This is a genomic window from Nocardiopsis metallicus (assembly GCF_014201115.1).
Lineage (GTDB): Bacteria > Actinomycetota > Actinomycetes > Streptosporangiales > Streptosporangiaceae > Nocardiopsis > Nocardiopsis metallicus.
In genome coordinates this window covers 2,016,562-2,032,018 of the sequence record NZ_JACHDO010000001.1, presented here as the reverse complement: position 1 = coordinate 2,032,018, position 15,457 = coordinate 2,016,562, and the positions used below count along the sequence as shown (strand labels likewise).

8 protein-coding genes are annotated in these 15,457 nt (G+C 73.0%); 5 read left to right on the top strand and 3 right to left on the bottom strand.

Going from position 1 to position 15,457, the window contains the following annotated elements:
* Positions 1–280: 280 nt before the first annotated feature.
* Complete coding sequence (locus HNR07_RS08655; RefSeq protein WP_184364181.1) at positions 281–799, bottom strand: pyridoxamine 5'-phosphate oxidase family protein; 519 nt, start codon at positions 797–799, stop codon at positions 281–283.
* Positions 800–981: 182 nt separating this feature from the next.
* Between HNR07_RS08655 and HNR07_RS08650 the strand changes: the two genes are divergently transcribed.
* Complete coding sequence (locus tag HNR07_RS08650) at positions 982–3,600, top strand: M14 family zinc carboxypeptidase (protein ID WP_184364179.1); 2,619 nt, start codon at positions 982–984, stop codon at positions 3,598–3,600.
* 130 nt (positions 3,601–3,730) lie between these two features.
* Here HNR07_RS08650 and HNR07_RS08645 read toward each other — a convergent pair whose 3' ends face one another.
* On the bottom strand, positions 3,731–4,492 hold the full coding sequence (locus tag HNR07_RS08645) for an SDR family oxidoreductase (protein ID WP_184364177.1): 762 nt from the start codon (positions 4,490–4,492) through the stop codon (positions 3,731–3,733).
* A 175-nt stretch (positions 4,493–4,667) separates the two neighbouring features.
* Between HNR07_RS08645 and HNR07_RS35520 the strand changes: the two genes are divergently transcribed.
* The 4 genes from HNR07_RS35520 (at position 4,668) to HNR07_RS08625 (ending at position 11,243) form a co-directional block, all read left to right on the top strand.
* Entirely contained in the window at positions 4,668–7,850 is a 3,183-nt protein-coding gene (locus HNR07_RS35520) for a BTAD domain-containing putative transcriptional regulator (RefSeq protein ID WP_221318753.1), read from the top strand.
* A 77-nt stretch (positions 7,851–7,927) separates the two neighbouring features.
* On the top strand, positions 7,928–8,407 hold the full coding sequence (locus HNR07_RS08635; RefSeq protein WP_184364175.1) for a GNAT family N-acetyltransferase: 480 nt from the start codon (positions 7,928–7,930) through the stop codon (positions 8,405–8,407).
* 101 nt (positions 8,408–8,508) lie between these two features.
* Positions 8,509–10,746 carry a fibronectin type III domain-containing protein gene (locus tag HNR07_RS08630; protein ID WP_312893690.1) on the top strand — a complete coding sequence of 746 codons (2,238 nt, stop codon included), beginning with the start codon at positions 8,509–8,511 and terminating at the stop codon, positions 10,744–10,746.
* A complete protein-coding gene (locus HNR07_RS08625) occupies positions 10,746–11,243 on the top strand; it encodes a hypothetical protein (RefSeq protein ID WP_246420192.1) in 498 nt (165 codons plus the stop codon). Before HNR07_RS08630 ends, HNR07_RS08625 begins: the two co-directional genes overlap by 1 nt.
* Positions 11,244–11,518: 275 nt before the next feature.
* Here HNR07_RS08625 and eccCa read toward each other — a convergent pair whose 3' ends face one another.
* The gene (gene eccCa / locus HNR07_RS08620) at positions 11,519–15,427 is read right to left on the bottom strand and encodes a type VII secretion protein EccCa (protein ID WP_246420819.1); all 3,909 of its coding nucleotides are present in this window, start codon (positions 15,425–15,427) and stop codon (positions 11,519–11,521) included.
* Positions 15,428–15,457 lie beyond the last annotated feature (30 nt).

The window sequence follows — 15,457 nt, the reverse complement described above, 5'->3', positions numbered from 1 at the left end:
GAGCTGGTTCGGCCAGGGCCCTGTACACCTCCTACCCCAGGCCTCCCGTCTTCACCCGACTTTGGCCCGCAACGTGCCGGGCAGGCGCTGCGCGAAATGGCGGTGGGGACCGGTAGGTCCGCGCCACTCTGGCCGGACGCGCTCGGAGGGTGGTGGCCGTCTCCGGCCGCCGAGGCGTGGCGCGGAACGCGGCCAAGCCGTTCCGGTGAAGGTGAAGGCTCTCCTGCCCGACCGCTGTCCCCTCCGTCCGCCCGCGGCCTGACCCCGCAGGCGCTCAGGCCTACGTGTCGAACCGCCAGCGGGTGGGGCCGTGGCCGACGTCGTCGGCGGGGAAGGCGTAGACGGTCTCGGGGGTGATCCCGTACACCGCGTAGGGCGGGGGACCGGCGGTCGGGGCTCCCTCCGGGCCGGTGATCAGCTCGCCCTCGGCGACCGGCGCCCAGCCGTAGACCGCCGGGTAGACCCCGGCCACCTCCTTGACCAGGTTCTCGTCCTGGACCCGGGCCACCCTTCCCTCGACGACCACGTCCAGGCTGCCGGTGGTCACCGCCAGGCTCACCCGTGGTGAGCCGGCCAGCAGCCGGGCCTTGCCGGTGCCGTCCCCGCAGGCGAAGTACGGCCGACCGGCCACCCACACCGCCAGCAGCGGCCGGGTGTGCACGGCCCCTTCCTCCCGGGGCACGGACAGCCAGTACGTACCGGCCGTCTCGCTCAGGTGGGGGAGCACCTTCGCCCAGGCACCGGGGGAGTGGTCGGTCAGGGCCTCGGCCCGGGGGCGCAGGGAGTTCTGGGACGCCATGGCATGCCTTCCATCGTGGTCACCTGTGCTGGCCGTCACCCTATCCCGGGGTGCCGACACGCAGCGGGCACCCGACCGCACGGCTCCGAACGTCCAACGAAACAAGCATTTCATGACTTGGCGTATTGTTCCGGGCCGTTCGGGACGGTAGGAACGTCGAAGACCACAGAGGAGCCTTCTTCGTGTCACAGACCCCCGAAGCACCGTCCCCCGTCTCCGCCCGCCCTCTCACCCGTACCCTTTCCCTGGCCGGTTCCGCGGCCGCCTTCGTCGCGGTCGGGCTGATCGCCCTCCCCGTGCCCGCCCTCGCCGAGCCGCGCGAGGACGCCGACGGAGCCGACCGCAACGAGATCGCCGCCGGCCCCGAGTCGCTGCCCGCCGGACCGGGGGCCGCCGACACGATGGCCGGTGCCCTGGACGCCGTCGGGATCGACCCGGGCGCCGCCTACCCCCGCCAGACCGAGCTGCCAGAACCCCCCGAGGACCCCGACGACGCGTCGGTCAAACTCGACCTGATTCCCTACCACGGCCTCGCGCCCGCGCTCAACGAACTCCAGCAGACCTCCGACCGGGTCAGTGTGGAGGTCATCGGCGAGTCCCTCCAGGGCCGAGAGCTGTACCTGGTCACCCTCACCGAACCCGAGACCCGCGCCGAGGCCCGCCACCAGCAGCGCATGCGCGAGCTCATCGCCGAGAACCCCGACCGGGCCGCCCGCGACCGCACCCTGCCCGACCGGTACAAGACCCCCGTCCATGTCAACGCCAACATCCACGGCAACGAGTGGGAGGGCACCGACGCCTCCCTGCGGATCATCGAGGAACTGGCCACCGCCGAGGACGAACAGACCCTGGACCTGCTGGGCGCCTCGCGCCTGTACTTCACCGTCACCGCGAACCCGGACGGGCGGGTGGCGGGCACCCGCGCCAACAGCGCCGGCTTCGACCTCAACCGCGACTTCGTCACCGTCTCCCAGCCCGAGACCGCCGCGATCCGTCAGGTCATGCTGGACACCCAGCCGCTGGTCATGATCGACCAGCACGGGTACGTCAACGGCACCCTGATCGAGCCGGCCACCCCGCCGCACGGCCAGAACTACGAGTACGACCTGTTCATCAAGAACACCTACGCCAACGGCCTCGCCATGGAGCAGGCCGTGCTCGACCTCGGCTACACACCCGAGGACGACGGGGTGCGGCCGCCGCAGATCCCCTTCCGGGACTGGGAGGACGGCTGGGACGACTGGCCGCCGATCTTCACCCCCATGTACGCCCCCTACCAGGGCGCGGTCGCCGCGGCCACCATCGAGTTCCCGCTCCGGGTGAACAACGCCGACTACAACCTGCCCGAGGCGGAGCTGCACCGGCGCACCGCGATCAACACCGACATCTCCGCCGCCACCATCGAGGCCACCCTCGACTTCGCGTACGAGAACCGCGAGGAACTGCTCGGCGACCAGATCGAGGTGTTCCGCCGCGGCGCCGCGGGGGAGGAACAGGTCGTCCCGCCCGAGGACTGGGTGCCCGGGTTCGGCCCCGAGGACGTCTACACCACCGACTTCCCGCGCGCCTACGTGATCCCGGTGGGGCAGGGCCAGCGGTCCGCCCCGGCCGCCGCCCGCCTGGTGGACTTCCTCATCGCCAACGACGTGCGCGTGGAGCGGGTCCGGAACGCGTTCGAACTCGACGGCACCGCCTACCCCGCCGGGACCTACCTGGTGGACATGCACCAGCCCAAGCGCGGCATGGCCAACGTCCTGCTGGAGGACGGCCGGGACATCACCGAGGACATCGAGGCGATGTACGACATCTCCGGGTGGAGCCACGGACGCCTGTGGGGTGCCACCGTGGAGTCCACCGAGTCCGCCCCGCCCGGAGCCACCGCACCCGTGACCGGGGCCGCGCCCACCGGTGCGGTCGAGGGCGACGGGGACTGGACACTGCGCTTGGACGACACTGCGGATGTGAGCGCCCTCAACGATCTGGTCGCCGCCGGCGCCGGGGTCACCTGGGCCGGGTCCGGCACCGTGCGGGTCCCCGCCGAGGCCGCCGACGCCGTGGCCGAGGCCGCGGAGCAGCACGGCGCGGTCTTCCACCCCGTGGATCCAGAAACCGGGCCCGGGTCCGACGCGGCATCCGGGCCAGCGGTGTCGGAGACGGTGAACGTGGCCGTGGCCGGAGCGGCCGACGAGGTGCACACCCTCGGTGAACTGGGCTTCGGTGTCGAGACGGTGTCCACCGCCGTGCTCAACGACGGCTTCGACTGGTCCGGCACCGACGTGCTGTACGTGTCGAGCGGCCTCGTCTACTCCAACCTGACCGAAGAGGCCCGTACCGGCCTGGACGTCTTCCTGGAGGAGGGTGGTGTGGTCGCCCGCGGCACGACCGGAGCGAGGTTCAACCAGGAGGCCGGGCTGTTGGACGTGCGCCACCAGGCCGGTCGTTCGGACGCCAACGGCGTGGTCCTGGTGGAGGACGGCGGTGGAGAGCTCGCCGGTACCGGCGGCTACGGGTTCGTGTACTCGCCGGGCTGGTTCACCGACCTCGGCCCCGGGGTCGTGGCGGAGCAGACCTACGGCGCCCAGAACCCGCTGCTGGCCGGGCACTGGCGGGCCGCCGCCGACGGCTCGGGCGGTCAGGACGCGGCGGCCGGGCGGGCTTCCGTGGTCAGCGGTGTGGCCGCCCCCGGTGCGTCCGTGGTGCTCTTCGGCACCGAACCGCTCTTCCGCAACCATCCGAAGGGGTCGTTCGGCCAGGTGGCCCAGGCGCTGTACTGGACCGCCACACCGACCGAGGCGCGGTAGTCCCGCCCCCGGGCCACACGGGTGACAACGCCGAGGACCGTTCCCCGCAACGGTCAGGCGGCACGGGTGACCACCTCGGACACTTCTTCCGGGGTGGCCCCCCTACTCGTGCTTCCGGCGCGAACCCGAACTAGCCGAACGGCTGCAGGGCGGGGCCGAGCCCGCCGTCCACGGGCAGCTCGGCGCCGGTGGTGAAGGTGGCCTCGAAGCCCAGGAACAGCACCGCCCGCGCTACCTCGGCCACCGTCCCGTGGCGGCCCATCGGGGTGACCTGGTCACCGGTGGCCTCGATCGCGGCGCGCTCCTGCGCCGAAGCCCCGGCGAACCCGCCCGAGCGGGTGTGCACGAACCCCGGGGCGACGCTGTTCACCCGGATCCCGCGCGGCATCAGCTCCGCGGCGAAGGTCCGGGCGAAGCCCGCCACCGCCGCCTTGGTCCCGGTGTACACGCTCAGCCCGCCCGATCCGGTCGCGTTGGTGACCGACGTGGTGAACACGATCGACCCGCCCTCGGCGATCATCGGGGCCAAGCGCTGGACGGTGAAGTACGCGCCCTTGGCGTTGATCCCGAACATCCACTCATAGGTCTCCTCGGTGACCGCGGCGAACGGCTCAGCCGCGGCCACACCCACGTTCACGTGCAGGAAGTCGATCCCGCCAAGGGTCTCGCGCACCGCCTCGGCCAGTACGTCGGCGTCCCCGACCCGCGCGGCGTCCGCACGCACCGCCTGCACCCGGGGCCCGAACCTGCCCCGCACCTCCTCCAGGTTCTTCTCGTTGTTACCGGTGAGCAGGACCTTCGCACCACCGTCCAGGAGCTGCTCGACCACGCCCAGACCCATACCGTGTGTTCCGCCGACCACCACAGCTCGCTTGCCCTCATAGGCACCCATGCCCGAATCCCCGTTCCGTTTGCCTCGGGCGGTCCGGTGACCGCCCCGACTGGTGACCACGGTGCCGGGCACCGCCACGGGTTCCCCACGGCTGCGCTACGGGTCCGCCACGGATGCTCCTCGGACCTGAAACCGGCCTGGCCCGGAGCCGCTGCCGGGCCGCTACGGTGAAGGCATGCGATTCGGGGTGCTCGGACCACTGTCGGTGACGACCGACCGCGGCGATCCCGTCCCGATCCCCGACACCAAGGTCCGGACCCTCCTGGCCCGCCTCCTCCTGGCCCGGGGCCGCCCCGTCTCCGTCGACCAGCTCGTCGACCACTTGTGGGGCGACACCCCGCCCAGCCGCCCCACCGCCGTCCTCCAGGCCCGGATCTCCCAGCTGCGCGGTGCCCTGGACGCCGCCGAACCCGGTGCCCGGGCCCTGGTCCGCCACCGCGCCCCCGGCTACCTGCTGGTGGCCGACCACCTCGACGCCGCGCACTTCGAGCAGCTCCTCGGCCGCGCCGCCCAGGTCACCGAAACCCGTCCCCGCGCGTCCCTGCTCACCCGTGCTGACCTGCTCACCCAAGCCCTGGCGCTGTGGCGCGGACCGGCACTGGCCGAGTTCGCCGACTCCGCGGCCGGGGCCGAGCAGGCCTGGGCGGGCGAACTCACCCGCTGGGCACAGCTGCGCTTGACCGCACTGGAGGACCTCGCCGAAACCCGCCTGGAACTGGGCGAACACAGCGCCCTGGCCACCGAGCTCGCCGAACCGGTCGCCCGAAACCCCTACCGCGAACGCCTGCACGCCGCCTATTTCCGAGCCCTCCACGGGGCCGGACGCCACGCCGAAGCCCTGGCCGCCTACGCCCGCCTGCGCAACCGGCTGGCCGAGGAACTCGGCGCGGACCCCGGGCAGCAGCTCCTCGACCTGCACCGGGCCATGCTCGCCCGCGACCCCGCCCTGGACCCGGTGCCCGACCCGGTCCCGCCGCCCGGCCGCCTGCCCGAACCCGTGGACGCACTGGTCGGCCGAGAACGCCCCCTGCGGGACCTGGCCGCCCTGCTCGCCCAACACCGGCTGGTCACCCTCACCGGACCGGGTGGAGTCGGCAAGACCCGCCTCGCCCTGGCCGCCGGGGCCGCGCTCACCCACCGCACCGAAGCCGGGGACGGCGCCTGGCTGGTGGAACTGGGCGGGCTGCCCCCCGGCGGCGACCCCGTGCCCCTGCTGGCCGCCACCCTCGGCGTCCGGGACGGTCGCGCGGGCGAGGACTCCGAGGAAGCGGCCCGGATCGTGGCCATGCTCAGAGGCCGTCGCGCCCTCCTGGTCCTGGACAACCACGAGCACGTCGTCGCCCCGGCCGCCGCCCTCGTCGCCCGCCTGCTGGGCGCCCTGCCCCACCTGCGCGTCCTGGCCACCGGCCGGGTCCCCCTCGACATCGCCGGGGAGCACCTGTACGCGTTGCCCCCGCTCGACCTGCCCGAACCCGGTACCACCAACCCCGACGAACTCTCCGCCTCGGGCGCGGTCCAGCTCTTCACCGCCCGGGCCCGTGCCGCCCGCGCCACCTTCTCCCTGGACACCGCGACCGCCCCGGCCGTGGCCACCGTCTGCCGCCGCCTGGACGGCATCCCGCTGGCCCTGGAACTGGCCGCCACCCGCCTGCGCCACTTGAGCGCGGACGAGATCGCCGCCCGCCTGGACGACCGCTTCGCCCTGCTGGGCACCGGTCGCCGTGACGCCCCCGAACGCCAGCGCACCCTGCGCGCGGTGATCGACTGGAGCTGGGAGCAGCTCACCCCGGCCGAACGGGCCGTGCTGTCCCGTCTGGCCGTCACCGCCGACGGCTGCGAACCCGACACCGCCGAGGCCCTCTGCTCCGGCCCGGAAACGGGGGAGGAAGCCGGGACGACCGTGGCCGAAGAACAGGTGCGGGTGCCCGCGCACCAGGTCCTGGACCTGGTCGGCGCCCTGGCCGACCACTCCCTGGTCACCGTCGAGACCCACCCCTCCCACACCCGCTACCGGCTCCTGGAATCCGTGGCCGCCTACGCCCTGGAACACCTGGCGGCTTCTGGCGACCAACCCCGTGTCCGCGCCCGGCACGCCCGCCACCTCGCCGACCTCGCCACCCGGGCCGACAGCCACCTGCGCGGCCCCGAACAGCACCGGTGGCTGGAACGCCTGGACCGGGAGAGCGCCAACCTCAACACCGCCCTGGACCACGCCGCGGACGCCGGCGACACCGAGCTGGCCCTGCGCCTGGCCGTCGCCCCCTGCTGGCACCGCTACCTGCGCGGACGATCAGGATCGGCACGGGCCGCCCTGGACCGGGCCCTCGCCCTGCCCGGGGCGGACCCCGCTGACCGAGCCGAGGCCGCCCTGTGGCGTACCGCGCTCGCCGTACCCGCCACCGGCGACGAACAGCGCCGGCGCGCACGCGCCCCCGAACACCTGGACCGGGTCAGCGACCCCGTCACGCGCGCCCGGCTCTCCTGGTTGATCGAACACCTGCGCTGGGGACTGGGCGACCAGGACCGCGCCGTCGCCCGCGTGCGCTCCGCCCACGCGACGGCCGCCGGGGCCGGGGACCGCTGGGGCGCCGAAGTCTCCCGCGTCACCCTCGCCTACGCCGCACTGCGCCGAGGCGAGATCGCCGAAGCCCTGGACACCGCCCGTCAGGCGGAACAGGCCCTACGGGAGATCGGTGACGGGTGGGGGGTCCTCCAGGCCACCGACGCCCTCGCCCAGGCCTTGGAGTCCCTCGGCGACCTCGACGGGGTCGCCGACCACCACGAACGCGCCCTGCGGCTGGCCGAGGAACTGCGCCTGTGGGGCAACGCCACCCTCGCCCTGTCCGGCCTGGGCCGCGTGGCCCTGCTCCGCGGCGACCTGGACCGGGCCGACGTGCTGCACGCGCGGGCCGCGGCCCTGGCGGCGGAGCAGTCCGACACCGGGGCCGAGCAGTTCGCCGAGGCGGGCACCGTGCTGGCGGCCCGCCGTCGCGGCGACCTCGACCGAGCCGAACGCCTCCTGCGCCGCTGGATGGAGTGGAACCTGCGCGCGGGCAGCCACATCGGAACGGCGTTCCTGCGCACCCAGCTGGGGTACGTCGCCGAACAGCGCGGGGACGCCGCGACCGCCCTGCACCTGCACGCCCGGGCCCGTACCGACGCCGATGCCAGCGGGGATCCCCGCGCGGTCGCCGCCGCGCTCGAAGGACTGGCCGGGGCGCACGCTTTGGCCGCAGACGACGCGATCGCCGCTGACCTGCTCGCCGAAGCCACCCGGATCCGGGAGCGGATCGGGGCACCCCTGACCGCCCCGGAACGCTTCGACGTGGACCGGGCCCTCGCCCGTCTGGCCCGCTGAACAGCAGAGCCCGTTGAACACCCTCGCCTGCCGAAAACACGTGGCGCCCACCCGAACCAGGGCATAAATTACGCATCATGACAGAAGCCCCCTCCCCCTCTCAGCGCGCACCGCGGCTGGTCGAGATCACCGACGACAACTTCGACGCGGCCGTCCGGGTGCAGGTCCGAGAGGACCAGAACCGCTTCGTCGCTCCGGTCCTGCGCTCCCTGGCCCAGGCGTACACGAACCGCGACACCGCCTGGCCCCGCCTGCTCATGGACGGTGACGAGGCGGTGGGGTTCATGATGCTCCAGTTCGACCCCGAAGAGGAGGACCCCGACTTCCAGGCCGAGATCTGGCGGCTCAACATCGACGAGAAGCACCAGGGCAAGGGCTACGGCCGGTTCGCGGTGGAGGGCGCGCTCGCCGAGGCCCGGCGCCGCGGCCTGTCCCGGGTCACGGTCTCCTGGGTGCCGGGCGAGGCCAGTCCGGAGGACTTCTACCTGGGCCTGGGCTTCCGCAAGACCGGACGAGTGGAGGACTCGGAGGTCATCGGCGAGATCTTTCTCGACTGATCTTCCTCTGACCTTCGCCTCCGGCCCCCGTCCCCGCCGGGGCCCGGATTTTCCCGCGCGAAACCAGAACCACAAGCCCGTCCAGTTGCATCGGAACGATCGTGACCCAACCCCCGCACCGGCGCGCCGACGCCGCGCCCACCGCTGCGAACCGGCTACGTGAGCACCTGCCCGAGCAGGGCCGTTCCCGACGCCTGCTCGGCAGCCTCGCCCAGCGCACCCGCGCGGGCTCCTCCGGGCTGGTCCTCAGCCTCATGGCCACCGCCCTGGTCAGCACCGCCTTCGGGGTGGGTGCTCTGGGCCAGTCGGACGAGGTCTCCGACGGCGCCGCCTGGTTGTGGAACGCCGCCACCAACGAGGCGCTGCGGATCAACGGCAACAATGCCGAGATCGACCTGGTCGCCTCCCTGCCCGAGGCCGAGGGCGCCCGGGTCCAGGTCGAGCAGAACGACGACCACCTCCTCCTCATCGACCCCGAGACCGGCAAGGTCACCTCGGTCGACCTCAACGAACTCGGTTTCTCCGGCCGACTCGAACTCGGTTCCGGTGACCACGGGGTCGTGCTCGGTAAGGAGACCGCCGTGGTCATCGACCGCGCGGGCGGCGAGATCAGGGCCGTCGACCCCGCCACCCTCCAAGCCACCGGCAACTCCCTGACCCTGGAGGGCCCGCTGGTCGGCGGCGCCTTCGACGACTCCGACACCCTCTGGGTGGGGGCTCCCAGCCAGGGGCACACCGTCGGGATCCAGGTCACCGAGGGGGAGGCCGCCATCACCCAGACCGTCGCCGTCGCCTCCCCGGGCGCCGACATCGGCGTCACCGTCTTCGACGACGGCGCGCTCGCCGTCGACCGGGGCGGCTCACGGGTGGTGGCCATGCGCGAGGGCGACGACCCCGTGATGGTCACCATGCCCGCGCCGATGGCGGACTCGGCCATGCCCGCCCGCACCCGGGGCGAGATGGCCGCCGTCACCAAGACCGAGGACGACGAGATCGTCACCCTCCTGCACCCCTACGGCGCTGCCGAGACCACCCTCTTCCCGGTGGAACAGCCCGGCAGCGGCGTGGCGGTGCCCTTCGCCGGGCGCGTCTACGTGCCCTTCGACGACGAGGGGATCGTCCGCTCCTACGCTCCGGACGGCCGTGAACTGGACTCCCTCACCCTGCCGGACGCCGAGGGCCCGCTGGAACTGGAGGCCCGCGAGGGCAGCCTGTTCGTCAACGCCCCCGACACCGGTTCGGCCGCGGTCGTGGACGAGACCGGCCGGGCCACCCTGGTGGACACCGCCGAGGCCCCGCCGGGCCCCGGTGAGATCCGTGGTGAGACCCCCGCCGTCCAGCCCGAAAACGGGGCACCGGTCCCCGATTCCCCGCCCGTGGGAAACCCCGACCCCGGAGGCGATCCCGGCAACCAGAACGAGGGGTCCCCGGGCGGATCGGAAGGCGGACCGGGCAACGAGACCACCAACGACCCCGGAACGCAGGACCCCGAACCCGGGCAGTCCACCGGACCGCCCGGCGCCCCCACCCCCGTCACGGCCCAGGCCGGGGACGGCAGTGTCGAACTGACCTGGCCCGAGGCCTACTCGCCGGACGCCCCTGTGCAGTCCTACGAGATCACCTGGGAGGGCGGCGGGACCACCGTCGGCGGCTCCGAGCTGCACACCGAGATCACCGGCCTGGCCAACGGCACCGCCTACCGGTTCCGGGTCCGTGCGATCAATGAGTACGGCACGGGGCCCGCCGCGCAGTCCCCCCAGGTCATACCGGACCGGGAGGCGCCCGGCGCGCCCGGCAGCGTCTTGGCGGAGGCCAGCGGTAACGAGAGCGCGACCGTCTCCTGGGAGGGCGCCGACAACGCCGTGGACTACCTGGTCTCCTCCAACGCCCAGGGCGGCGCATCCGCCCCCAGTAACCGCACCACCAGTTCGACCTCGCTGGTGGTCACCGGCTTGGAGCCGGGGGCGACCTACACCTTCACGGTCACCTCACGCGGGGCCGGCGGGGTCACCGGAGAGTCCGCCACCAGCTCCTCGGTCACCATGCCGGAGATCGAGGTGGGCGCACCGGACAGCGTCACCCACAGCGTCTCGAGCGGTTCGGTCTCGGTCAGCTGGACAGCGGTCGAGAACGCCGAGCAGTACCGGATCACCCCGCACGGTGACGGAGCCGCGAACGGCATGGCCGAGACGACCGTGGCAGCCGAGAACACCTCCCACAGCTTCACCCGATCCCAGGGCCGCTGCTTCTCCTTCACCGTGCGGGCGCTGGGCCCGGGCGGGATCGAGGGTGAGGGCGCGGCCCGGAGTACACCCGCGTGCGAGAGGGAGTTCCTCTGATGGCAGCGAATGGTACGCAGGAGCAGGCGATCGCGCACCGTGGCGGACCGCGTCGGACCGGATGGGCCGCGCTGGTGAGCGCGGCCACCCTCGTCGCGGCAGGGCTGGTGCTCTCGGGCTCCACCGCCGCCCAGGCGGTGGACCCGGCGGCGCTGTGCACCAGCGGTCACCCCGAGCCCGGCCCCGATGTACCGGCCTACCGGAACAACGCCGACGGTTGGCCCCAGCCCATCCCAGGTGAGCCCGGTGGCCGGATCTTCGTGTTCTACGAGGGAGTGACCGGACACAACTGCGCGGTGGTCGTCAGCAACGGCTCCGGGGGCGCCTACATCGACGTCGGCCTCCGACGCTCCGACGGCACCGGCCCCGACTGGGACAGCGGAGGGGGCACGCACGCCGGACCCGTGTACGTCAAGGCCCCCGGGGTGTGTATCGACGTCACCGGGGCCGTGGGCGAGCGCTCGTTCAGCAGCTCCGGCACCAACTGCGAGGAGTGACCAGCACCGGCCCCGCCGCTGGGCGATGAGACCAGGGGCCCGCCGAATCACCGGTGCTGTTGGTTAATTCCGGTGTGGGGTCTGGGGTTTCGTTTCTGGGAAACGGGGAACCCCGAACCCCAGAAACGAAACCCCAGCCCCCACACCGGACGCCCTACCCGAGCCCGAGCCTGACCCGAAGAAGCCCTCCCAGGCCAGCCTCTCCGCTTCTCCGGGCCCCAACGCCGCGGATCCGCCACAGCATCAATCACCGGGCGGGCCCCGCCGTGTGTACGTCACTCCGCCGGGTCGGTCCAGGCCACCTGGACCTGCTCGGGCGGCAGCCCGCGGCGGGCCAGCAGGGCCCGCCCCGGGGGCAGCCGCCGGGAGACCACCCCGTTGGCGAGCCGACCCTCCATCCGGTCCCCGGAGAACAGCAGCCCCGGGGTGGCCATGTCCGTGAGTGTCTGGGAGACCGGCTCGAACATCGACCGCGAGGCGCCGCCGGTACGTCTGGCGGTGACCAGGTGCAGCCCCAGGTCGGCACCCTGGGCGAGCAGGTCGGCCAACGGGGCGAGCGGGTTGCTGCGCCCCGCCACCAGGTCCGTGTCGTCGACGAAGACGAACACCTCCAGCCCCTCCCACCAGCTGCGTTCGCGCAGCTGCCGGGGGGTGACGTCCGGTCCGGGCAGGCGCTGGCGCACCAGCCCGGCCAGTTCGCGGGCGACCCCCTCGGTCTGCTGCGGGCTGGTGCTGTAGGCCAACAGGTACTCCTGCGGCACCAGCCCCAGGTGGGCGCGCCGGTAGTCGACCATCACCACACCCACCTCGCTGGCGGGGCGTTGGATCACCTGCCGGGCCAACGCCCGGATCAGGGTGCTCTTGCCGGTCTGCGGGTCGCCGAAGACCATCAGGTGCGGGTCCTCGTGCGGACGGTACAGGGCCGCGCCGAGGTCGCTCTCGGCCATGCCGAGGACCAGCCCGGCGCCCTGCTGCCCAGAACCCTGCACCAGAGGCAGGAGCTTGTCCAGGGAGACCTTGCCCGGCAGCACCCGCACCCGGCGCACCGGCTGGCCGGGCCATCGGTCCGCGATCCGGCTCAGGGCGTCGCGCACCCCCTCGCCCAGGTCCGCGTCCTCGGCGATCCCGTCCAGGCGCGGCAGCGGCACCTGGACGAACGCCTCATCCGAGCGCAGTCCGCGTCCGGGCACGTCCCTGGGCATGCGTTCGGCGACCTTGCGGCCGTGCTGTGAGTCGTAGGAGTCGGTCAGGCGCAGCTCGAAGCGGCCGCCGAACAACGACTGCAGCTTGGTGCGGATCTGGTTGGCGGCCGAGCTGGTCAGCACCGTGTGCACGCCCAGGGAGGGGCCGCGCGAGACGATGTCGGTGAGGACGTCGTCCACGTCCGGGAAGGCCTCCCGCAGTCCGGCCCAGCCGTCGATCAGCAGGAACACGTCGCCGTGTGTGCCCGCCGGGAGTCTCCCCGCGGCCCGGGCCCGGCGCAGCGCCGCGGGCGAGTCGAGTCCCGACTGCTGGAAGACCTGTTCGCGCAGGTCCAGCTGGCCGCGCACGTCGGCCAGGATGCGCTGGGCCAGTTCCAGCTCGGAGCGGCCCGCTACCCCGGCCACGTGCGGCAGCTCGGCGAAGGGGGCGAGCGACCCGCCGCCGAAGTCGATCGCGTAGACCGCCACCCGGCCCGGCGGGTACCGCCAGGCCAGGCTGGAGATCATCGTCCGGACCATGGTCGACTTGCCGGACTGGGGCCCGCCCAGGATCACGATGTTGCTCTCACCGCCGGTGAAGTCCAGGTCGGCGGCGCACTGGCGCTGTTCGCGGGGCAGGTCCGCCAGCCCGATGATCGCCCGGACCTCCTCCGGGGCGGGTTCGATCGGTCTGCCGTCCGGACCGGTCCGGGTCTCGCCCAGCCGGTCCAGCAGCTGGTCGAGGGTGAGGACGTCGGGGAGCGGCGGGACCCAGACCGGCCGCACCGGTGCGGCCCCCGAGTCCACGATCCGCTCCACCGCCACCTGCAGGGTGGTGGGTGCCTCCTCGGCCGACTGCTCCTCGGCTTCGGACTCCTCCGCCAGCCGGGGACCCCGGACCAGGGAGCCCAGCCCGTTGAAGGAGATCAGGGGGAGGATCTGCGGCACCTCCGCCACCTTCTCGCGGGCGGGCGGCACGTAGGGCTGGGAGACCATGGCCGCCTTGAACCGCTCGAACACGGTCGTGTCGACCTTCAGGTAACCCGAACCCGGCTCGGGCGGCAGGTGGTAGGCGTCGCCGACACCGATGGCCTCGCGGCTCTCGGCCTCGGAGAAGGTGCGCAGCCCGATCCGGTAGGACAGGTGCGACTCCAGGCCCTTGATCTTGCCCGAGTCCAGCCGCTGGGTGGCCAGCAGCAGGTGCACACCGATGGAACGGCCGATCCGGCCGATCGCCACGAACAGCTCCGCGAAGTCGGGGTGCGCGGTGAGCAGCTCGGAGAACTCGTCGATGATGACGAGCAGGTGGGGGAGCGGCTCCAGCTCCTGCCGCCGCGCCCGCGCCGTCTCGTAGGCGTGCAGGTTGGGCAGGTTCCCCGCGTCCTTGAGGACCTGCTGGCGCCGGTTCAGCTCACCGAACATGGCCTCCCGGAAGCGCTCCACGAGGCCGTCGTCGTCGGCGAGGTTGGTGATGAGTCCGGCGCTGTGCGGCAGCCGGTCGGTGTCGGCGAAGGTGGCACCGCCCTTGAAGTCCACCAGCAGCAGGGCGAGCTGTTCGGGCGGGTGGTTGATCACCAGCGACGCCACCAGGGTGCGCAGCATCTCCGACTTGCCCGAACCGGTCGCGCCCACGACCAGCCCGTGCGGGCCCATCCCGCCGAACGCGGACTCCTTCAGGTCCAGCAGCACGGTGTTGGCCTCGGGCCCCACCCCGATCGGCACCCGTAGGAAGTCCCCGGCGCCGCGCGGCCGCCAGGCCCGGCCGGTGTCCAGCCGGGCGACGTCCGGGACCCCCAGGATCTCGGGCAGCCCCACCGTGGCGTGCATGGCGTCGGTGCTGTCGCCGGCGGCCAGCCGCAGCGGCGCCAGCGTGCGGGCCAGCGTGGTGAGCAGCTCCCGGCCGACCCGGTCGGACCGGCCGCGCAGCGGCGGGTCGTCCTCCTCCGCCGAGGGCTGTCCGGGCGAGGCCGCCCGAGGTTCGCGGTCCTCCCGCAGCGTGCCGTCCGCCGACACGTACAGCCGGGTGTCCACGTGTTCGGGCTCCTCCCGGCGGTCCCCGACCAGGACCACCACGTGGATGCCGATGTCGGCCAGCGAGGCGACCGGCGGCTCGGCGGCCAGCCCGGACAGGGTCGCCTGGAACTCGCCGTCGACGACCACCACCAGCCGCCGCGTACCCGGGCCGGGCGGAGCACCCCGTCTGCGCTGCATGTCGATGGTGCGCTGCTCGATCTCCGCGGTCAGCAGCTCGGTCATCTCCACGGTGTTGCCCGCGACCAGCCGTGCGGGCAGCGGACCGTCCTGGACGCCCTCGAAGGTGTTGTGGGGGAGCCACTTGACCCAGTCCCACTCCTCGGTCAGCCGCTGGTGCCGCACCACCCCCAGCAGCACGTCATCGGGGGCGGAGAAGGTGACCAGCTGCGCGGCCAGGGCGCGCGCTAGTTGTCTGCCGACGGCCCGGTCGCCGACCACCGAGACCACCCCGCACTCGCGCAGTCGCAGCACCAGCGGCTGCTCGGACACCTCCGAGTACAGGTCGACGATCTGCTCGGCGATGCCCTGGCAGACGGGGTCGTAGACGATGAGCGGGTTGGTCCGGTCGATGTTGAGGCTGAGCCGTCGGGCCAGCGGTCTGGACCCCTCGCCGATCCGCAGCTCGAGGAAGTCCGGGTCGCCGGGCCGCCGCTCCCAGCGTCTGGCGGTGAGCCTGGCGGTCTCCTCCAACAGGTGCGGCTCCGGGTGCCGGAACAGGGACGCCGACCGCTGTAGCCCCGCCACCTCACGCACGGTCTCACGCAGGTGGTCCAGGTAGTCCAGGTAGCGTTCCCGCTGCTCCCGGATGCGCTTGCGGGGACCGTTGCGCTGCGCCACGAACATGACGATGCCGACCGCGACACTGGCCAGCATGATCATCGCCCCGGCCACCGCGAACAACGGCCGGTTGCCCAGGGTGACGGTCATCAGCAGTGAGCCCGAGCCGGTGATGATCGGCATGATGATCATCGCCGAGGAGCTGGCCGCGGGAGGGTTCTC